Annotated in this window: 13 protein-coding genes and 1 pseudogene; 4 read left to right on the plus strand and 10 right to left on the minus strand. The window is 59.9% G+C overall.

What is annotated here, in order from left to right; genetic code table 11:
* Nucleotides 1-56 precede the first annotated feature (56 nt).
* Both AACX78_RS18860 and trmB read right to left on the minus strand, forming a co-directional pair.
* Nucleotides 57-389 carry a YggL family protein gene (locus AACX78_RS18860; RefSeq protein WP_005317987.1) on the minus strand — a complete coding sequence of 111 codons (333 nt, stop codon included), beginning with the start codon at nt 387-389 and terminating at the stop codon, nt 57-59.
* A gap of 31 nt (nt 390-420) precedes the next feature.
* Nucleotides 421-1,134, minus strand: coding sequence for a tRNA (guanosine(46)-N7)-methyltransferase TrmB (trmB, locus tag AACX78_RS18865; protein ID WP_159167096.1), 714 nt, complete (start codon nt 1,132-1,134; stop codon nt 421-423).
* A 305-nt stretch (nt 1,135-1,439) separates the two neighbouring features.
* Here trmB and AACX78_RS18870 point away from each other — a divergent pair, with 305 nt between their 5' ends.
* Nucleotides 1,440-2,507, plus strand: coding sequence for a M28 family metallopeptidase (locus AACX78_RS18870; RefSeq protein ID WP_159167097.1), 1,068 nt, complete (start codon nt 1,440-1,442; stop codon nt 2,505-2,507).
* Between the two features lie 216 nt (nt 2,508-2,723).
* Nucleotides 2,724-3,905, plus strand: coding sequence for an aminotransferase-like domain-containing protein (locus AACX78_RS18875; RefSeq protein WP_059113151.1), 1,182 nt, complete (start codon nt 2,724-2,726; stop codon nt 3,903-3,905).
* Nucleotides 3,906-3,991: 86 nt separating this feature from the next.
* On the opposite strand, the gene AACX78_RS18880 is transcribed toward AACX78_RS18875, so the two are convergent.
* Nucleotides 3,992-5,521, minus strand: a complete 1,530-nt coding sequence (locus tag AACX78_RS18880; RefSeq protein ID WP_159167098.1) for an EAL domain-containing protein — start codon at nt 5,519-5,521, stop codon at nt 3,992-3,994.
* A gap of 324 nt (nt 5,522-5,845) precedes the next feature.
* On the opposite strand from AACX78_RS18880, the gene AACX78_RS18885 reads away from it, so the two are divergent.
* Nucleotides 5,846-6,751, plus strand: a complete 906-nt coding sequence (locus AACX78_RS18885) for a TIGR01777 family oxidoreductase (protein ID WP_005317998.1) — start codon at nt 5,846-5,848, stop codon at nt 6,749-6,751.
* Nucleotides 6,752-6,834: 83 nt separating this feature from the next.
* Here the strand turns inward: AACX78_RS18885 and AACX78_RS18890 are convergent, their stop codons facing one another.
* On the minus strand, nt 6,835-9,282 hold the full coding sequence (locus AACX78_RS18890; protein ID WP_159167099.1) for an ABC transporter permease: 2,448 nt from the start codon (nt 9,280-9,282) through the stop codon (nt 6,835-6,837).
* 54 nt (nt 9,283-9,336) lie between these two features.
* The gene (locus AACX78_RS18895) at nt 9,337-10,035 is read right to left on the minus strand and encodes an ABC transporter ATP-binding protein (protein WP_005318003.1); all 699 of its coding nucleotides are present in this window, start codon (nt 10,033-10,035) and stop codon (nt 9,337-9,339) included.
* Between AACX78_RS18895 and AACX78_RS18900 the strand changes: the two genes are divergently transcribed.
* On the plus strand, nt 10,034-10,633 hold the full coding sequence (locus AACX78_RS18900; RefSeq protein ID WP_111588371.1) for an arylesterase: 600 nt from the start codon (nt 10,034-10,036) through the stop codon (nt 10,631-10,633). The genes AACX78_RS18895 and AACX78_RS18900 overlap by 2 nt on opposite strands.
* An 89-nt stretch (nt 10,634-10,722) precedes the next feature.
* Here AACX78_RS18900 and AACX78_RS18905 read toward each other — a convergent pair whose 3' ends face one another.
* The 5 genes and pseudogenes from AACX78_RS18905 to AACX78_RS18920 all read right to left on the minus strand — a co-directional run bounded on the left by AACX78_RS18905 (nt 10,723) and on the right by AACX78_RS18920 (nt 21,117).
* Nucleotides 10,723-11,667: a chemotaxis protein CheV gene (locus AACX78_RS18905; protein ID WP_111588370.1), complete on the minus strand. Its 945-nt coding sequence runs from the start codon at nt 11,665-11,667 to the stop codon at nt 10,723-10,725.
* Between the two features lie 325 nt (nt 11,668-11,992).
* Nucleotides 11,993-17,275, minus strand: a complete 5,283-nt coding sequence (locus tag AACX78_RS18910) for a type I secretion C-terminal target domain-containing protein (protein WP_445206869.1) — start codon at nt 17,273-17,275, stop codon at nt 11,993-11,995.
* Between the two features lie 169 nt (nt 17,276-17,444).
* A complete protein-coding gene (locus tag AACX78_RS22190; RefSeq protein WP_445206870.1) occupies nt 17,445-18,191 on the minus strand; it encodes an Ig-like domain-containing protein in 747 nt (248 codons plus the stop codon).
* Nucleotides 18,168-19,229: pseudogene (locus tag AACX78_RS18915) on the minus strand (retention module-containing protein); the annotation flags it as partial. The gene AACX78_RS22190 and the pseudogene AACX78_RS18915, both read right to left, overlap by 24 nt.
* Before the next feature lie 226 nt (nt 19,230-19,455).
* Entirely contained in the window at nt 19,456-21,117 is a 1,662-nt protein-coding gene (locus AACX78_RS18920) for a putative transporter (RefSeq protein WP_099994230.1), read from the minus strand.
* Nucleotides 21,118-21,199: the final 82 nt, after the last annotated feature.

Below are 21,199 nucleotides of genomic sequence, written 5' to 3' on the forward strand. Positions count from 1 at the left end.
CTATGTACCCGACACAGGGTACCCATAACAGGTCGCCCGCAACAGGCAAGCGGTTATCAGGCCGGTTCACCGTACCAGAGGTCAAACAGTTCGGTGACCACCACGGCTTCCATCCCCTTGCCTTCCAGCCAGGATTTGAGAACGGCGCGGTCTTCTTCGGTACATTTGCCCAGTTGCTGAGTGCAGATCATCCCTTCCCAGGCCAGGTGGCCTGAACCGGCGAACGCCAGTCTACGGGGTTCAACAACCTCATCGATCATCGCATCGACTACCGCATCGATGGTCTCTTCGGCAGTGCCGACCGGGAAATTGAAACTGATGTCGAATCCCATTTCCTGGAATTCGTCGACTCGCAGTTTCTTACGCAGACGGCGGCTACGATTGGCCATGATAGCTCCTTAGGTTAGTTGACTCGTTAAATTAGTTAACGCGTTTGAAAATCAGATCCCAAACCCCGTGGCCCAGACGATGGCCCCGTTGTTCGAATTTGGTCAGCGGACGCCAGTCGGGACGAGGCACCCAGTTGCCGGTGGTGGAGGTATTCTCGTAACCCTCGGCGACGCTCATCACTTCCAGCATGTGTTCGGCATAGTTTTCCCAGTCGGTGGCCATGTGGAACACGCCACCTATGGCCAGCTTCTGGCGGATATCCTGGGCAAATGCCGGCTGCACGATACGGCGTTTGTGGTGACGACTCTTGTGCCAGGGATCCGGGAAGAAGAGTTGCAGGCAGGCCAGCGAACCGTTCGGGATCATGTGCTCCAGCACCTCGACCGCATCGTGGCAGATGACCTTGAGATTGGTGACGCCCGCTTCCTGGGCGGTGCCGAGGCAGGCACCCACACCCGGCGAGTGTACCTCTATGCCGATGAAGTTTTTCTCGGGGGCATTCTTGGCCATCTCCACCAGGGAGGCGCCCATGCCAAAGCCGATTTCCAGCACCACAGGGGCCTCGCGGCCAAACAGGGTGACCAGATCGAGCGGTGCTGGCGCGAAATCGATACCCATGACCGGCCAGAGTTCTTCCAGGGCCTTCTCCTGCCCTTTGGTCAGGCGGCCTTCGCGACGGACAAAGCTGCGGATCTTGCGCATGAACTTGCCGTCTTCGTTAAATACATCTTGGGTCACAGACATAATCAAATTGCTCGTTATTGCATCGGTCTGGGTCACAGACGACATGAATGGATTACTCGTTATTTCATTGCCCAGGGTCACGGATCACATGGATGAATGGCGCGTTATTTCATCAATCCGCGAAACAGGGTAGCGAATTATCCCAAGATAGGCCCAAGGCGCAAGTGTTTCGCGAAACAAATCCCCCATCGCTGACCAATTCCGCCACCACGATTGACAAATGCCACCCCCTTCACAGAATCTGCCGGGCGCCGGGCGCATGCTTGCCTGCGAAAATAAAACCATACACAACAAAGGATTGCAGTATGAAACACACAGCATTGGCGTTTGCCATCGCAGCCCTGCTGGCCGGGTGCAACACCTCCAGCAATGATTCACAGGCGCCCAGCGCCGCCGAGCAAGCCTATGAGTATCTGGTGCAACTGAGCTCGAGCGCCGAGGGGATAGGAGCCAGACCCACAGGCACTGAGGCCGAGACCCGCGCCGCAGCCTGGATCCAGGATCATCTGACAGGCTGGGGTTACGATGTGCAGAAGCAGCCGTTCACCTACACCAAGAGTGGGGCCAGCAAGGCCTCCCAGAATCTTGTCGCCGAGCTGAAGGGCCAGAGCGACAAGGTGATCCTGATCGGCGCCCACTACGACAGCACGGGTGACAAGCATGGCTCTGAAGGCGCCACCGACAACGGCGCCGGTGTCGCGGCGCTGCTGGCGGTCGCCGAGGAGCTCAAGGGACAGACCCTGCCCTACACGGTACGCTTCGCCTTCTTCGGCGCGGAAGAGAACGGCCTCAACGGCTCCAAAGCCTATGTCGCCAGCCTCGACAGCGCCGCCATCGCCCAATTGGTGGCCATGGTGAACTACGACACCATAGCCGGCGGCGACATCGTCTATGTTCACTCTGCTCACTCGGATGTGGCCGAATACAACTGTGCCGAGCCAAGCCGCTACAGCTTCGATCCCAAGGTCCGTGACCGTCTGCTGGCCATCTCCAAACAGACTGATACCCCGTTCGCCATCCACCCCAGCTACGCCGGCTATCCGGAAGGGGAGACCGGCAGCTGGTCGGATCATGCACCCTTCGCCTGTCTGGGGGTGCCCATCGCCTACGTGGAGGCCACCAACTTCACCATCAACGGGGCAGATGGCTATGACGGCTACTCCCAGACCACCAATCCGGCGCTGTGGGACTGCTACGACGATGCCACCAAGAGCGCCTGCGATCGGGACAGCGAGACCCAGTGGGGCAAGATCTGGCATACCCAGTACGACCGTCTCGACAAGATGGCCGAGCTGTTCCCGGGCCGGGTGGAGCAGCAGCTCAGCGCCAACACGGATCTGATGATCCGCTTCCTCAAGGAACCGGGCCTGTAACGCCAACAAGCCGTCAATGACGCGCGTTGGCCTGGGACCAATTCAGGGCTTTTTACGCTCAACGGCTGCCCCCGGCCGATAAAATTCGGGCAGGTGCCAAACCTGCCCTTTTTTATCGATTTTTGTTGCAGCCATTGCCTCATTTTTTAAATCTGATACAAACGGATAACTTGGCGGTCGAATGGAGCGACCGCTCACCATGCCAGAGAGAACCCTATGCAACCGTTTTTTGCCCAGCGCTTCGAGAAGGTAGAGCCTTCATTTATCCGCGAGATCCTCAAGGTCGCGGCCAATCCCGAGATCATCTCCTTTGCCGGTGGCCTGCCCAATCCGCACCTGTTTCCGGTCAAGGCCATCGATCAGGCCTGCCAGGACGTGCTGCGCGAGCAAGGCGCCGCCGCCCTGCAATATGCCGCCACCGAGGGCTTCGCCCCGCTGCGCCAGTACATTGCAGACCGCTATCTGGCGCGCCATGGCATGAGCGTCAACCCGGACAATATCCTTATCACCAGCGGCTCCCAGCAGGCGCTGGATCTGCTGGGCAAGGTGCTGATCGACGAGGGGCAGGATCTCATCATTGAAGAGCCCGGCTACCTTGGCGCCATTCAGGCGTTCTCCGTCTATCAACCGGCATTCCAGCCCATTACGCTGGGGGAAGAGGGTCTGGATCTGGTGGCGCTGGATGCGCTGCTGGCCAGCGGCTCCAACGCAAAACTGCTCTACGGCGTGCCCAACTTCCAGAACCCGAGCGGTGTCTCCTACAGCCGCGCCAACCGCGAGGCACTGGCCGAGCGACTGGTCAGCCACGAGCTGCTGATGGTGGAAGACGACCCCTATGGCGAGCTGCGCTTCGAAGGGGAGCACCTGCCCCCCATCGCCAAGCTGGCTCCGAACAATACTGTGCTGCTCGGCTCCTTCTCCAAGACGGTGGTGCCCGCCTTCCGTCTGGGCTGGATGCTGGTGCCGGACTGGCTGCGCCAGAAGGTCACCATCGCCAAGCAGGCCACCGACCTGCACAGCAACGCCTTCAGCCAGCAGGTGCTGCATCGTTTCCTGATCGACAACTCGCTGGATGCCCATCTGGAGAAGATCAAGGAGGTCTATGGCCGCCAGCGCGCCGCCATGGAGGCCGCACTGGCTCGTCACTGCCCGCCCGGCGTGAGCTACACCAGACCGGAAGGGGGCATGTTCCTCTGGCTGACCCTGCCTGCCAGTGTCAGCGCCATGGCACTGTTCGACGAGGCCATCAAGGAGAAGGTCGCCTTTGTACCCGGCGCCCCCTTCTATGTGCGCCCCGAGATCAAGAACACCTTGCGGCTGAGCTTCTCCTGCGTGGATGAAGCCACCATAGAGGAAGGGGTCAAACGCTTGACCCGCGCCCTGGCCCGCATGCTCTGACTGCGCTGCTGACTGAATAAAGAAAAACCAGCGATCTGTCCAGGTCGCTGGTTTTTTTATTTCTCACGCAGGAGAAACCGGGCCTGTCAGGCTGTCAGCTGCTTGGCAAACTCCTTCATCGGCATGGGCCGGCCATAGAAATAGCCCTGCAGGAAGGTCACCTGACGCGCCCTCAGGTAGGCGGCCTGAACCTCGTTTTCCACCCCTTCGGCAACCAGCATCAGGCCGAGCCGGGTCGCCAGATCGATGACGTTCTCGACGATATGACTGGAGAGCGCATCCGAGCCGATCATGCCGACGAAGCTCTGGTCAATCTTGAGAAAATCCACCTGGAACTGCTGCAAGTAGGTCAGGCTGGAGTGGCCGGTACCAAAATCGTCGATGGCGATGAAGACCCCGAGCTGGTGCAGCTCGGCGAACAAGCGGTCGGTCACCTCATCCGCCACTATCAGCTCCCGCTCGGTCAGCTCCAGCACCAGCTTGATGGGGTTGGCCTTGAACCCATCGATGAAGTCGCGACAATCCTCCACCAGGCTCAGATCCTTGCAGTGGCTGGCACAGATGTTGAAGCCAAAGTGAAATCCCCTCGGCAGGGTATGGGCCTTGCCGGCAAACTGATCCCGCACCTGTGCCATCAGCAGACGGGTCATGGGGACTATGAGGCCGCTGTCTTCCGCCAGCGGAATGAAGCGATCCGGCGATATCATGCCCTGACGGGGATGCTGCCAGCGCATCAGCACCTCGCAGCCGCACCAGTGTCCATCGTCCCCCGTCACCACGGGTTGCAGATAGGGTATGAATTCCCGCTGGGCCAGCGCCCGCCGCAATTCTTGTGAAGGAGAGGTAGAGCGGCCGGTCAGCCAGAACACGCCGCCCCCCACCAGTATGCCCAGCACGGGATAGATGATGAGGCTGGCCCTGGAGTAACTCCAGACATGGCTGCCGTACTCATTGTGGGACAGATCGGTGACCACCCTGAATGGATACTTCGATGACACCTGTTCCAGATAGCCGCCCGTGCGGGATGGCACCTCCTCGCTGACCTGGCCGTTGGCCTGCATGGTCCGGCTGCCGATGACCAGCGCCAGCGGCGAGTTGCGGCTCAGCATGTCGAGAATGTTGTGCAGATAGTAGCCGTCTACCCCGACCAGCACGCTGTTATCCCCCACCGCCTGCCGATAGACGACAAGGGGGCGATCCGGCGTCACAGGGTTGCCTCTCAGCAGGTCGAGCTGACCCTCTGCGTAATCGGCCAGGGAGAAGAGGCCGCTGTAGGAACCGTAGAGGGAGGTGCAGTAAATATGCTCCCCCTTGGCCAGGTTGACGGTACGTATGTCCGGCACGGTCGCCACCTGATCCCTCAGCCCCTGCACCACTTCGTCGCAAGGCCGATCCATGCTGCTTCGCACCATGGACGCCGCCTGCTGGGCATTGTCCAGCGTACGGTCAAACATGTGTCGTGCATGCAAGAGACGCTCCTCGGCATCCTGCTTCACCCCCGAAAACGTCTGCCATGAGATGATCAACACCCCCAGCAACACAGACAGAAAGCCTGCCAGCAGGGACACTCCCAGCCTCGTATAGAACTGGCGCAACCTCAAACGACGAAAAGGCATAATCATCCTCACGGCAACGACAAAAAAGCGGGCAAGTCTACTGGTCTCCGCTCACCTAGCAAGCTCTTCTGATACGATTGGCTGCAATCAGGTTTGGCCTGATTGACACCATACGCCATCAAAACAGGGCTCGCAGCCACATAGAGCAAGGCATCCGGGCCGGAACGAACCCAATCCCCCCAATCTGGCCCTGGCTCATATCGAGCCAGCTGATGCCTCGGCAACCAGAGCGGGTGTGACGATTATAATCTTTGCAAAAACAGTTGCTTGTTCATGTTGTGCTGGCCCACTAAAGTAGAGCCAACAGAGTCAGGGAGTATGGATATGAAAATATTGATCACGGGAGGAACCGGCTTTATCGGCCGCCGCCTGGTGGCACATCTCAAGGTGCAGCACGAGGTAGTGGTGTTGACCCGTCAGGGGAGCCGCGCCTACGACCTGCTCGGCCATGACATCAAGCTGCTCGACAATCTGGATCGGCTCGACGACCTCAACGACGTGGATGCTGTTATCAATCTGGCGGGGGAGCCCATCGCCGCCGGGCGCTGGAGCGAGCAACGCAAACAGCTGCTGTGTGACAGCCGCTGGCTGCTGACCGAACAGCTGGTCGACCTCATCAAGCTCTCCAGCACGCCGCCCAAGGTGTTGATCAACGCCTCCGCCATCGGCTGGTATGGGCGGCAGGGGGAGACGCCGCTGGATGAAGAGTGCAAGACTCCCCACGACGAATTTACCCATCAACTCTGTCAGCAATGGGAAACCCTGGCGCAAGAGGCTCGCAGCGCCCATACCCGGGTCTGCATAGTGCGTATCGGCCTGGTGCTCGGTGCCGATGGTGGCGCCCTGCCCAAGATGCTGCCCCCCTATCAGCTCGGCCTCGGCGGCCCCATGGGATCAGGCCAGCAGATCATGAGCTGGATCCACATTCAGGATCTGGTGCGCGCCATGCTGTTCCTGCTGGAGCACGACGAGTATGACGGCATCTTCAACGGTACGGCCCCCCACCCCGTCAGCAATCGCGAGTTCAGCCAAACCCTTGCAACTACTCTGCACCGACCGCATCTTTTCTTCGTCCCCGCACTGGCGTTGCGACTGCTGATGGGAGAGGCGGCCGACCTGCTGCTCACCGGCCAGAAAGTGCTGCCGGCCCGCCTGCTAGAAGCCGGTTTTCACTTCACCTTTCCCGAACTGCCCCAGGCCCTCACCAACCTGCTGCACCGGCCACGCTGAACCTGTTCCGGCAAGATGATTGCCGAAAATAACAAGCCCGGCCATGTGGCCGGGCTTGTTGCATTTGCGCAAAAAGCAAGAGACTAGAGCAGCCCCTGACCGAGCCCGCGCAGACGATCGCTCAGGGTGCCCGCCAGCAATTGACGCTGCATTCCCTGCCCCGCCAGCGTCACCAGCAGGGCGCCCAGCAAGGGCAAACCGCCCCAGATGGCCCAGTGGAACTGCCACTGCCCCTCGAACCACCACCATTGCAGGCCAAAGGAGCAGAGTTCGACCACCATGGCGGCGCACAGCCCCGCCAGCAGGCCACTGGCAACCAGCTCCCAGCGCAGCATCTTCTTGAGCAGGTCGCTGCTGGCCCCCAGAGTGCGCATCAGCAACAGCTCGCGACGGCGGTGGGCCATGCTGGCCTGGGTCTGGGTCAGCAACACCAGCAGGGCAGCCACCGTCACCAGACCCAGCATCAGACCGAGCGCCCGGCTCACCTGATCAGACACAGCCGTCAGCCGCACTATCAGATCGTCTACATCGATGAGACTCACGGTGGGATGACGACGGATGATCTCCACCTCTGCCGCTCTGCCTTGCTCCGGCAGGCGATAGCTGCCAAGCCAGGTCTGGGAGAAAGAGGCCAGCATGTCAGGGGAGAAGATCATGTAGAAATTGGGCCGCATGTTGTCCCACTTGATGGCCCGCAAACTGGTGACCTGCGCCTTGAAGCTGCGCCCCTCTATGGTGAAGCCCAGAGTATCGCCGAGCGCTATGTCGAGTCGCTTGGCCAGGTCCTGGTCCACCGACACCTGGCCGGGCCCATCCAGCCAGCGTCCATCGGTCAGACGATTGTCTGGCGGCAGGCTGGCAGTGGTGGTGAAGTTGAGTTCACGGTTCACCCCTTCCCGCCCATCCTCGTCGTTGTCTCGCACCGCCTCGCTGGCGATGCTGACCAGCCGGCCCCGTACCATGGGATAGAAATCCGAGGTCAGGGCACCCGCCTGGCGCAACTCGGCGAGGATCCCTTCCCGCTCGTGATCGGCCACGTTGACCAGGAAGCGGTTGGGCGCATCCACCGGCAAGCGGGCGGAAAACTCATCGAGCAGGTCAACCCGTGCCGCCCACAGCAGGCCAAACAGCATGAGCGCCAGCGCAAAGCCAGCCAGCTGGAACAGGCCGCTGCCACGCTCGCGGGAGAGGTGATTGATGGCAAGGCGCAGCGCATGGGGCCCCTTGACCCGACGACCAAGCCGCAGCAGCAGGGAAGCGATCAGCGCCAGCAGCCCCATCAGCAGGCCCATGCCACCGATCAGCCCCAACGCCAGGGTCGCATCCGCGGTAAAGCCCCACACCAGACCAAACAGCCCCAGCAAACCGACCGGCAACGCCAGCCAGGGCGGGATCCCAGCCTCCAGCTCACGACGTAGCACCCGCAGCGGCGGTACCTTCAGCAGGCGCAGGAAGGGCACGAAGGCCAGCAACAGTGTGATGAAGAAGGCGACCGCCAGACCGAGAGCAAAGGGTCGCCAGGACGGCGGTGGCAGATCGGCCGGCAGCAGGTTGCCCAGCAGATGCAGGGTCAGCCACTGCATGGCACTGCCCGCCACCAGACCGAGCAGGGCACCGACCAGGGTCAGTGACAGCAGCAGCGAGCCCATCAGTTGCCAGAGCGAACGACGGGACGCCCCCAGCGTCTTGAGCAGTGCCACCATATTGGTCTGCCGCTCGGCGAAGTGGCGCACCGCTATGCCCATGGCCAGCGCCCCCAGCAGCACGCCGGCCAGGGAGGCAAGCCGGAAAAAGCGCTCGGCATTGGCCAGCGAGCGACCCACCTGGGAACCCTGATCGTCCGGCTTGATCAGTTTTTGTCCCGCTTTCAGTTTGGGTTTGAGCCAGCGCTCATAGCTGGCTACGTCCTCGCGCGCCCCTTTGAACAGGTAACGCCACTGCTGGCGGCTGCCCGGCAGCAGGGCGCCGGTCGCCTCGATATCATCACTGTGGATCAGCGCCCTTGGCGCCAGCAGGAAGGGGCTGAAGCCCTGATCCGGCTCCTGGCCCAGCACACCTGCCACCTTGAGGAGGGTATTGCCTACCTCCAGCTCATCCCCAATTTTTGCCTCCAGCAATTGCATCACCCGGGCCGAGAGCCAGATCTCGCCCGGGGCCGGTGCACGCTGGGGAATCAGCTCCAGCTTGCCATAGAAGGGAAACTCGCTCGGCACGGCGCGAATGGAGGCCAGTTGCAGCGCATCGCCATGGAACAGCATGCTGTTGAAGCTGACCGTCGTCTGCACGGAGAGGCCCGCTTTCTCTGCCTGCTTGAGCCAGTCAGCTGGCGCAGGTGTGGCCGAGCGCAGCGCCCGGTCGGCACCGATAAAGTCGCGTCCCGATGCCTTGAGTCCGGCATCCAGTCTGTCCGCCACCAGGGCCACGCTCAGCACGCAGGCCACGCTCAGCGCCAGCGCCAGCACGAACCAGCGCAACTCGCCGTTGAAGCCTTCTCGCCGCAACAGGCGCAATCCCAATCGCCACTGCATCATGCGTCACCACTCCCGTTCAATCGGCCAACCTTGCTGTCATATCCAGGCATTCTCTTATGCACGCTGCACCTCATGTTGTTCGACCTCCAGTCGTCCTGCCGCCATCACCAGTTGCCGCTGGCAACGCTGGGCCAAGTCGTGATCATGGGTGACCACCACCAGGGTGGTGCCATATTCACGATTGAGCTGGAACAAGAGTTCGATCACTGTCTCGCCGGTCTTGCTGTCGAGATTGCCGGTAGGTTCATCCGCCAGCAGCAGGCTGGGACGGGTCATGAAGGCGCGCGCTATGGCAACCCGCTGCTGCTCACCGCCAGAGAGGCGCGGTGGCAGATGGTGAAGGCGCTCGCTGAGCCCCACCGCCGCCAGCAGCTCGCGGGCTCTGGGCTCGCAGCGGGTCTCGCCACGCAATTCGGCTGGCAACATGACATTCTCAAGCGCACTCAGGGTAGGCAACAGCAGGAAGGACTGGAAGATAAAGCCGACCTGCTCGGCTCGCAGGCGGGCACGGCCCTCCTCGTCCAGTTGCACCAGCGACTGCCCGAGGATCTCGATATCCCCCTCGCTCGGCAGATCCAGGCCGGCCAGCAGCCCCAGCAGGGTAGACTTGCCCGAGCCTGAGGCACCGACCAGCGCCAGTGTCTCGCCGGTATTGACTTGCAGGTCGATCCCTTCAAGGATGGTGAGGCTTTCCTGGCCCAGGCTAACGGTTTTGCCCAGGCCCTTGACGACAATAATGGGAGTTGAATTCATGACGCGTTTCCTGTTCGCCTTATGTTGCCTGGTTTCATCGGTACAGGCACAGACCCTGATGGTATTGGGTGACAGCCTGAGTGCAGGTTATCAGATGCCGGCGGACCAGAGCTGGCCTGCCCTGCTCAACCAGAAATGGCAGCAGCAAGGGGGCGAGCATCAGCTTATCAATGCCAGCATCAGTGGTGAAACAACACAAGGGGCCCTGGCCCGCCTGCCCGCTCTGCTCAAGGAGCATCAACCGGACTGGGTACTGATTGAGCTGGGTGGCAACGACGGTTTGCGAGGGTTCGCCCCCGCCATCACCCGTGACAATCTGGCCAGGATGGTGGCCTTGACCAAGGAGCTGCAGATCAAGACTGTGCTGACCCAAATCCAGCTGCCCCGCAATTACGGGGCCCGCTACCTGCGCCAGTTCGAGCAGATCTTTCCGGAGCTGGCCGCCGCCAATGCGCTGCCACTGATGCCCTTCTTCATGGATGATATTGCGTTGCGCCCTGAACTCATGATGAACGATGGCATCCACCCCACGGCGGCGGCGCAGCCGTTGATCCGCGACCGTGTGGCCAGCTTTATCGAGCCCCTCTTGACTCAATAATGCCCCCAGTATCCCCCTATACGCACTATCGGGCCCTCTTGGCCCAAAACAAAGATCCCGCCGAAGCGGGATCTTTGTTTTCATGACCATCAGCGTTTCAGTATCTGGCGCAGCCGCTCCTGTGCCACCCCGACCAGCAGGTCCGGCTGGAATTTGGAGATAAAGCGGTCACACCCCACCTTCTTGACCATGGCCTCGTTGAAATTGCCGCTCAGGGAGGTATTGAGCGTGATGAAGAGATCCGACATGCGGGCATCGCTGCGGATCTCGTGGGTCAGCCGATAGCCATCCATCTCCGGCATCTCGGCATCCGTGATCATCAGCAAGATTTCGTCAGTCACCTTCTTGCCCGCATCACACCACCCCTTGAGCAGATTGAGCGCCTCCAGGCCATCCTGGCATTCGATTACCTCCAGGCCAAGCTGGGCAAGGGTTTCTCGCACCAGATTGCGGGCCGTGCTGGAGTCATCGACGATGAGCACCTTGCGGCCATTCATCTGCGGCAATATGGCCAGGTCCAGCACTTCTTCCGAGATGCGGATGTCGTAGGTGATGATCTCGGCCAGCACCTTCTCCACGTCGATGATCTCGACAATCTGGTCGACGCCATCTTCGGGTATCCGGGTAATGGCCGTCAGATAGTTCGCCCGCCCGGCGGAGCGCGGCGGTGGCAGAATATCCTTCCAGGTCATGTTGACGATGTGGGCTACCTGCCCCACCAGAAAGCCCTGAATGGTGCGGTTGTATTCGGTGATGATGAGGTTGGACTCGCTGTCGATGGGCATGGCGCGCATGCCAATGGCGCTGCGCAGGTTGATCACGGGGATAGAGGTGCCACGGATGTTGGCCACCCCGCTGATGTTGTGGTGCGCCCCCGGCATCTTGTTGAGATGGGGCAGCTTGACCACTTCCCGCACCTTGAAGACGTTGATAGCAAACAGTTGTCGGGATCCCAAACGGAACATCAACAACTCCAGACGGTTCTCCCCTACCAGCTGGGTACGTTGATCCACTGAATCCAATATGCTCGCCATATAAAGCCCTTACGTCCGTTGCCCGAGTCTCGACATAGTATAGAAGGGTCAGAATCCCAACACGACCCGTATTCTTATCCTATGTCGGCCAGATGATGACGGAACTTGATGAAAAAAAGCGAGAATCGGCTCAAAGCCGGTCTCTCCTCACACTTGTCAGCAGCCAAATGGCTGACCCGCAGCCCTTTCGGCCGCGGGTGTAGGCCAGACCTTTGCGATGCGCAGCCAAATCCCCTGCCATCACCGCCAGTGGATGCACTTTCCGTTGGTCAGACATAAAAAAGCGGCAGATTACTCTGCCGCTTTTTACAGACTTCAAACCGGATTACTTGTCGATATCCAGCATGTTGTTGCTCAGCATGTAGTCGATCACCTGGGAAGAGGTGGACGCCGCACTGCCGGTGAGGCTGTCAAACGTGTGGTTCATCAGCACTATCTCCTGAGTCACGGACGCCGTACTGCTCTCCTTGACCTGCAAGTGAACTCCTTCGCTGTCCTGGAACACTGAGAGCAGGCCCTTCAGATCGTTCTGGTTGTGAGAACCATCGTGATCCAGCAGATCCCTCAGATCCAGCTTGTCACCTTCAGCTCTGGAGAAGTCGACCACATAATCCTTGGCGATGGTGCCGCCAGTGGTGTCGCCCTGCAGCCAGATAAAGGTATCGGCCCCGGCATCCCCCTTGAGAATATCGTTGCCCAGGCCACCGACCAGAATGTCATTGCCCAGACCGCCGCTCAGGGTGTCATTGCCGGCACCGCCATACAGGGTGTCGTTGCCGCTGCCGCCGTACAGGGTATCGTTACCGCTCTCGCCATACAGGGTATCGTTGCCACTACCGCCGAACAGTATGTCGTTGCCGGCACCACCGAACAGGAAGTCGTCACCACCCTGACCGAACAGTATGTCGTTGCCTTCTCCGCCGAACAGCACATCGCCCTTGTCGTTGGCGGAGGACTGATCGAACTCGCTGGCATGACTGCTGATGTAGTCATGGACCTGGGCATCCGTCACCGAACCTGCACCCACCTTACCGGCTACATACTGCTTGATGGCCGCATAGCCTTCCCCGTTGATACCGGCGAAGTGAACCGCATCGCCGAACAGGATATCGTCGCCGGCACCGCCATCGATCCGGTCACTTCCCGGCTTGTTGTTGATGGAGGTCCCCAGAATGGCGCCGGCCAGATCGTTGGCGGACACGTTGGACTGCACTACCTGATCGCTGTCAAACAGCTTCAGGGTATCGATGGAGACGCTGCTGCCGATACCGATCGCTTCAAGCGTCACGTTATTGGCCAGCAGAAGCGGCAGCACAGCCAGCGCGTTTTGCAATGCCCAGTAGTTGCTGTCATAGGGGGTGGAGATCTCGAAGGTACCATCCCCCTGTGCCTTCAAGGTCCCGATGGAGGTTGAGCTCCACTTGTTGTTATTGCCCTGCGACCACTTCTGAACATTGCCGCTCGCGTCGATCAGTACCCGGTTGGCGCCGCCGATGTAGGCGTAGAAGGCTTCACCCGGCACATAGTTGTTGACGTTGACAAACGAATCGAGACGCTCGCTGGTCTTCGTATTCACGATCGGGTTGGTATCTTCATAGCCGTAATAGGTGTTTGGTGCCCCATCGGTAATGAAGTACGCCAGGTTCTTCGCATTGGTGTTGTTCTTGGCGGTGTCGCTGTTGAACCAGTTGGAGGTTGTCTTGAGCGCATCCTCGTAGTTGGTCGCCCCACCGTTCCAGTAACTGCCGTCCATGCTGTCGAGCACAGCCTGCAACTTGGTCAGGACATTGGGATCCTTCAAGTCTACGCTGATGGACTTGTTGGCCTGACTGTCGAAGTCCACCAGGAAGATGTTGACCTTGCCCGCCCCCTCAGTACCGGCACTGGTCTTGAGGGTTGCAAACACCTGGGCCAGCTGGCTCTTGATGGTGTTCATGGCGCTGGTGCCGATACTGCCCGAGCTGTCGACCATAAAGGCAATGTTGTAGTTCTGGCCAGGCAACACCACGCTGCCGTCGAGATCGCCCACCACTATATTGTGTTCGCTGCCGTAGGTACGGTTCTGATCGCCCGGCTCCCCTTCGGTGGAGAGGAAGTAGCTCATGCGGATCGAATCCTGATCCGATGCGCTACTGGTCTGGTCGGTCACCACCTCCTTGGCGATGGCCTCCACCTTGAGGTCGAACTGACCGGCATTGCTGCCCGGCACCCGCAGGGTCAGACCGGTCAGCTTGACGTCCAGCGCGCCCTGATTCCAGAGACCACTGAGGGTCAGCTTGCCATCGGCACCTGCCGTTCCCAGCACTGTGCCACCCTGATACAGGGTCGCACCACTCGGCATGCCGCTCAGCTCCAGACTGTCGAGCTGTTCACTGCCATCCCTGTCGGTAAGGGATGCACTGATCTCGAGGGGGTAGTCCACCACACTGGGCTGTACCGCCGTCAAGGTTCCGTCAGTCTGATTGAACTGGTAAATGCCGTCATCAAACTGAACCAGTTCAATGTCGTACAGCGACTTGCTGATGGTGGTGCCGTTCTCCTTCACCAGGAAGTTGAAGCCGCCATCACTTCTGCGCTCGATGACATAGTTGGCACGCGACCCCATCAGCACGGCAAGGTCTGTACCTGCGCCACCATACAGGGTGTCACCACCCAGTCCGGCAACCAGAATGTCGTTACCTACGCCGCCGTCGAGGGTATCGCCCGAGACAGAGTTGCCACCGACCAGCACGTCATTGCCCAGACCGCCGACGAAATAGTCGCCGCCGCCCTTCACGCTGACGATGTAGTCATTGCCATTGCCGCCCACCACAGAGTCCTGACTGGTAGTGCTGTCGGTCAGGCTGTTGGTGATGCCGAAGCTGCCCTTGTTGAAGTTGCCGCTCTGGAACGCGCCTGTCGAGATGCCGGACGACGGGTACTGGGTATAAAGCGGTATGCCATTGCCGGTCAGGCTGATATCCACCACCGGCTTGTCAGCCACGGCAGCGATGTCGATCACCAGCTTGCCTGAGTTGCTCAGGTTGGCACCGTCGCTGATCTGGTAGCCGAAGCTGGCGTAGTCCCCTTGCTGGTTGCCCATGGACGTGCCGTTGCCATTGGCGGCACTGGTGCTGGACTCGTTGAGCCCTGGCACAAAGCGCAGATGGCCAGTATTGATGTCATCGTAAGAGACGAGGTCACCAACCTTGACGGCAATCCACTGACCCGCGGCATTGAGATACTCCAGCTTGCCATTTTGCGGCAGCGTGCCGATCACGACGCTCAGATCAGACGCAGCCTGATCATCGCTGGCACCAAACTGGGACCACTTCAGTACCAGTGGCGTATCTTCCGTCCCGACACCGTGCCCACCCGTGGTCACAGGCGCGCGGTCGTTGTCGATGATGGTGCCCGTGCCGTTCTGACCGCCCACTGTCACCGTCAGCGTTTCGGTCGTTTCAACCAGTCGATCGTTCACGGTCGGCAGCGTCACGGTAAAGCCGGATACCCCGGCCGGCACAGTGATCTTGCCTGTGGCGCTGTTGTAGGTCACCCCGTTGCTGAATTGTGCAATTCCCCAATCAGAGCTGGATGCCGGATTGGCACCGCTGCCCTGAATGGCGAAGTCATACTGGGTCGCCTCATGGGTCTGGTCAGACAGGGTCACCGTATGGGAAAGATTGCCGCCTTCCTCCGCGCTGCCGCTCGAGACAGATTGTACGACTGGCGTCACCAGTGGCTTGGTTGCAAAGGATCCCAGGCTGGAATCACCATCCGCATCCACTACCTTGATCTGGAAGTCGATATCACCGTCGCCAAGCGGTCTGGACATGTTCTGGTACTGGAAGAACTCCCACTTGCCGGTGGCCGGGGTAAATTCCAGACGGAACACCAGGGAGCCATCACTGGCTTTACCTATCAAGGTATTGGCCGATTCCATGGAGGTGGTGATCAGCTTGCCGGTTGCCGTGGTCAGCCCGGTTTCGTTGGAGCCGAGCAGCTGCATATGGCCCTTGCCATCAGCCCCCCACTGCGGTGTCACCGTGCCTGAACCGTAAGCGATAGCCTGGGCGGTAGAGGAGCCGATGAACTCTATGCTCTTCACCGTCAGGTCGCTGTTGTCCGAGGTATTGGTGTTGCCGTTATTGGTGGCCTTGATCACCATGGTGTCGAAGCCGCCTTGCTGCACCTGGAAGTTCTCGGCGTAGTCGCCACTGGTCGCATTGGAGCTGAAGGTCTGGGTACCGATCAGCACGCCAGCACGGTAGAACTCGACCACGCCACTTTCCAGCTCACCACCGAACATCTGGCTGAACTTGATGTTGGCACCATAGGCAACCGTGCCCGGATCCAGCTTCACAATTAACTGCTCGGAGGCAGAGGTTCCGTTCGCGAAGTGACGGAAGTCTATCTCGTTGGCAATGTTGTGGTACGGCCCGGCCACGCTGGACACCCCCAGCCCGGCATTGGAACCATTGACACTGGCATCGATCAGAGTTGAGTTGGTTGCGGAGGTGAACCCCTTGGCTGTGATGGTAAAGCCAGCCAAATCCACCAGGGCCTTGTTGCCACTGAACTTGGTCAGATCAAATACCCCGGTCAACACATCTGGAATATTTGTCTTGGTAACGGAGACGGCAGCAGCATCACCCGCGACTGGCGCGTCATCCTCAACGGTGACATCCAGTTTGCCCGTGGTTGTGCCCTTGCCATCGGAGACCTTGACGTCCAGCTGGAACGACAGGGAATCCTCCTGATCCTTGACGGGATGGTCGAGCGGCGCCTTGAGGGTCAAATCATAGGCCCAATCACCCTTGCCGCTGGCATTCGGTGCAGTGAGCTTGACCTCGACCACAGCCTTGTAGCCGTCGCTACCCGGGGTGCCGGTATAACCGACCAGCGTCTTGCTGCCCGCATCCCAGCTCCACTTGACTTCGGAGCCGCCGGATGTGAGCCCTGCGGGTCCACCCAGTGACACAGTCAGCGTGCTGCTGTCCACATCACCCACTGAAATGGTACCGGACATGCTCTTGGCATCCGTGGTATCCGGGTTGCCGTTGATGTCGATGATCCCGTTGGGCAAGCCTTCCTCGGATACAATCGCACCATTGGAAATCCCCAGAGTCGGCAGATCGTTGACCGCCTCTACCCTGATAGTCACGGTAGCAGGAGTTGCGTCGGCCAGCCCTTCATTGTCCACGGCCACATAACTGAAGCTGGTGTCACCATTCCAGTCGGCACTCGGTACAAAGGTCAGTTTGCCAGCATCCACAGCCTGAATACTCTGATTTTCCGTCACTGGCACGCCATCGAGCAGCAAGACACCATTGGCCGGCAAGCTCTTGATGGTAAAGCTCACGACAGTACCATCGATGTCACTGCCAGAGAGCGCAGGTATGGCGATACTGGCAGCATCCTCCAGACCACTGGCTTGCTTGTCCGCCGTCTCAGGGGCTTCATTCAAAATGGTTGCCATGTCGCTGCCCGGCAGGGATTCATTGCCAGCCTTGTCGGTCTGGGTCGCGGTCACCGACAACGCCTTGCCATTGGCCGGGGTCGTCTCCGTCCAGCCAATGGTGCCATTGTTGTAAACAAAGCCGTTTGCCGGCTGCCCGCTTGCCAACATCAGCACACCATTGACCAGCTTCAGCTCGACCGAACTCTCGGTGCCACCGTTGTTGATGGTCAAGGTGACCTTGCCACCCGCAACCAGGTCACTATTGCTGACCTCGGCCCGCACCTGGATCTGATCATTGCCGATCTCTCCTTTGGTCAGCAGCTGGTCGTTGTTGGAGTCATCCACTATGACGACGGTCGGCGCACCGGTGGCCGTGGTGTCGACCCCGTAGCCTTCGCTGTCGGTCGCGGTGGCGCTGTTGCCCGCCGCGTCGGTGCTGGTCACGCTGGCCTCGATGGTGCGGTCGGTGTCGGCCGCCAGGTCGCTGCCCGCCACCAGGATGGTGAAGCGGCCATCGGCATCCACCGGACCGGTGAACGGCTTGCCGTTGACGGTCAGGGTGACGATGTCCCCTGCCTTGAACTCGCCCGTCACGGTGCCGCTGACCGGTCAGGGTGACGATGTCCCCTGCCTTGAACTCGCCCGTCACGGTGCCGCTGACCGGGATCTGCTGACCCGCTTCGGCGGCGTTGATGACGTCGTCGTCGGTGATGTTGGCATCAAGGGTGATGGCCAGCGTTGGTGCTGTCACATCCACACTGCCATCATCAGTGGCGGTGCCTGTGTTACCAGCAGGGTCGGTCACGCTGGCGGTTACGTCATAGTCACCGTCCGGCAGCGGAGAGATCACATCCGTGCTGTAAGTCCCATCCGGCTGAACAGTCGCAGTCAGGGTTTGCTGGTTTCCATTGGCATCCGTGACCACCAGAGTCACTGTGCTGCCAGGGGTAGCATCTGTGGTCCCTGTGATGGTCGGGGTGGTGTCATTGGTGTTGTCGGGCGCATCCACTGTGATGGATGGAGCCGTGCTGTCCACGCTGCCATCATCGGTGGCAGTGCCTGTGTTACCAGCAGAGTCGGTCACGCTGGCGATCACGTCATAACCACCCTCCGGCAGGGGAGAGATCACATCCGTGCTGTAAGTCCCATCCGGCTGAACAGTCGCAGTCAGGGTCTGCTGGTTGCCATTGGCATCCGTGACCACCAGAGTCACTGTGCTGCCAGGGGTAGCATCCGTGGTTCCTGTGATGGTCGGGGTTGTGTCATTGGTGTTGTCGGGCGCATCCACTGTGATGGATGGAGCCGTGCTGTCCACACTGCCATCATCGGTAGCTGTGCCTGTGTTGCCGGCAGGATCGGTGACATTGGCGGTGACCGTATAGGCGCCATCTGCCAGCGGGGTGACAACATCCACACTGAAGGTTCCGTCCGGGTTGACGGTTGTGGTCAGGGTCTGTTGATTGCCATTGGCATCCGTGACCAGCAGGGTCACAGTGCTGCCTGCCGGCGCATCCGTGGTACCAGTCAAGGTCGGGGTGGTGTCATTGGTATTGTCTGGCGCAGAGACGGTGATCACCGGCGGCACCAGGTCGAAAGGATCATCTTCACCCGCGACCGCATCGCCTGTCACACCGGCATCCGTCTGGTTAGCAGTATCAAATCCCGCCGCCGCTATGGTGGCATCGCCGGTACGATCTATGGTGACGAAGCCGCCATTGCCACTGGCACCGGCCACACCACCTATGTTGCCACCGCCTGCGGCAGGAGCACCGCCGGCTGCAGCCGCTTCAAACGCCTGGGTCGGGTCGGCCCCGCCCAAAATGGCTTGTTGCAAAGCCGATATCTCATCAGGAGTGCCTGTGGCCACATCCTGGTTCTGGGCCAGCAAAGGTGCCTGAGACGTTTCATCCTCAGCCTGCTGCTCGTTGGTCGGGCTCAGGGTGAAAGTCTGGTTGCCGCCGTTGAAACTGGCGCCCTCAGGAGTGATCAGCACCGCATCCCTGGGCAGGATATCGCCTTCGGCAAGCTGCTTCTGGCTGCCATCTGCGGCGACCAGGTAAATGTTGCCTTTCAACTGGGTAACAACGACGTCCTGTTCCAATGCGATTTTATGGCTGCTCATGTTCTCTCCTGAATCTCTATTGGCATGCAATATTCCACCGTCTAATGTGCCCGTGAATGACGCCAGAAACCAGTTAGAAAATTCGAATGGATAGACTGATTTGAGGCTAAACCGGCCGGTTAAACAGAAGGGTCAATGACGGAGGAGGTAAAAATAAAATCAAGATGATCAATGTGTTGCATTTTGATGACGGGAGCACATCACTGTGCTCCCGTCCGGGTCATGGTCAGACACCCGCCCACAGCAGGATGGCGAGCAACTGGGGGGAAATTATCCGCAGAAACATTACCAGGGGATAGACGGTGGCGTATGACAGGGCACTGGCACCACTGGTAGGGTGCATACCGTTGGCAAATGCCAGGGCGGGGGGATCCGTCATGGAACCCGCCAGCAAGCCGCACAGGGTGAGGTAGTTCATCTTGCCATACAGACGGGCCAGCACCCCGACCACCAGCAGCGGGATCAGGGTAATAGCCATGCCGTACATCATCCAGGCCGGGCCATCACCGTTGATCAGGGTATCGACAAAGCCGGCACCGGACTTGAAGCCCACCACCGCCAGAAACAGTACTATGCCAATCTCCCGCAGCGCCAGGTTGGCACTCGGCGGCATAAACCAGTAGAGCTTGCCGATGCTGCCAATCCGCGACAGGATCAGCGCCACCACCAGCGGACCGCCCGCCAGACCCAGCTTGAGCGCCGCCGGGAACCCGGGCAGATAGAAGGGGATGGAGCCGAGCAATACACCCAGGCCGATGCCGATGAACACTGGCAGCATCTGCACCTGCTGCAGCTTCTGCTGCACGTTGCCCACCACATTGGTCACCGCCTCTATGGCGTCCAGTCGACCCACAAGATTGAGGATGTCACCAAACTGCAGGCTGGTCTGGCTGGTCGGTACCAGCTCGATACCGGCCCGGTTGAGGCGCGAGATGACAACGTCGTATTTCTGCTTGATGTCGAGATCGCGGATCTTCTTGCCAAGTACCTGCTCGTTGGTGACCACCACCCGCTCTACCCGCAGATCGGTGCCGCGAGTCGAGAGCGAGGTCTCCACTTCTTCCCCCAACACCAGCAGTACCTTGTGCAGCGCATGCCGATCACCCACCAGGTGCAGCAAATCACCGAGCTCGATGCGCGAATCCGACCGCGGCACCATCAGTTCCTCACCGCGTTTGAGGCGGGAGCAGATCACATCCGACTCGTCGAGACTCGGGATCTCGCAGAGCATCAGGCCATGCATATTGGGGTTGCGCACCGCAATATTGATGGTCTGCAAACTCTCCTTGGTCTTGCCTGCATGTTGCTCGAACTGGTCCGCTTCTTCGTCGATTTTGATGCGAAAAAACAGACGAACCAGCCACATGGTCAGCAGGATGCCGCAGATGCCAAACGGATAGGCAACGGCATAGCCCATGCCCATCAAGCCGGTCGCGCCGGGAGCGGCCCCCAGTTCGGCCAGGATCTGCTGACCCGCACCAAGGGAGGGCGTATTGGTCACGGCGCCGGAGAAGACCCCGAGGATCACCGGCAAGGGTACATCGAACAGTTGATGCAGCCCTGCCGCGACCACACAGCCAAGGATCACCAGCAAGGCAGCGAATCCGTTCAGCTTGAGGCCGGAACTGCGCAGGGAGGAGAAGAAGCCGGGACCGACCTGGATGCCGATGGTGTAGACAAACAGGATGAGACCGAACTCTTGAATGAAGTGCAGGGTTTGCTCATCGAGCGCCAGATCAGACACTCCCGCGAAGTGGCCCACTATGATGCCACCGAACAGCACACCTCCTATTCCCAAGCCAACGCCATAGACCCGCCAGTTTCCCAGCCAGAGCCCCAGCACCGCCACCAGCGACAACATGCTGATGGAAAGCGCGATATCACTCATCGTGTGCATCCTTTGCGAATTGAACTGTCCCTAGCTTGTCAGCAAACGCTGATGCCAACTGTGTGATACCGCACGATTTTAT

Origin of the sequence: Aeromonas sp. 9A (assembly GCF_963900955.1) — a bacterium.
In the GTDB taxonomy this organism is placed as follows: domain Bacteria; phylum Pseudomonadota; class Gammaproteobacteria; order Enterobacterales; family Aeromonadaceae; genus Aeromonas; species Aeromonas salmonicida.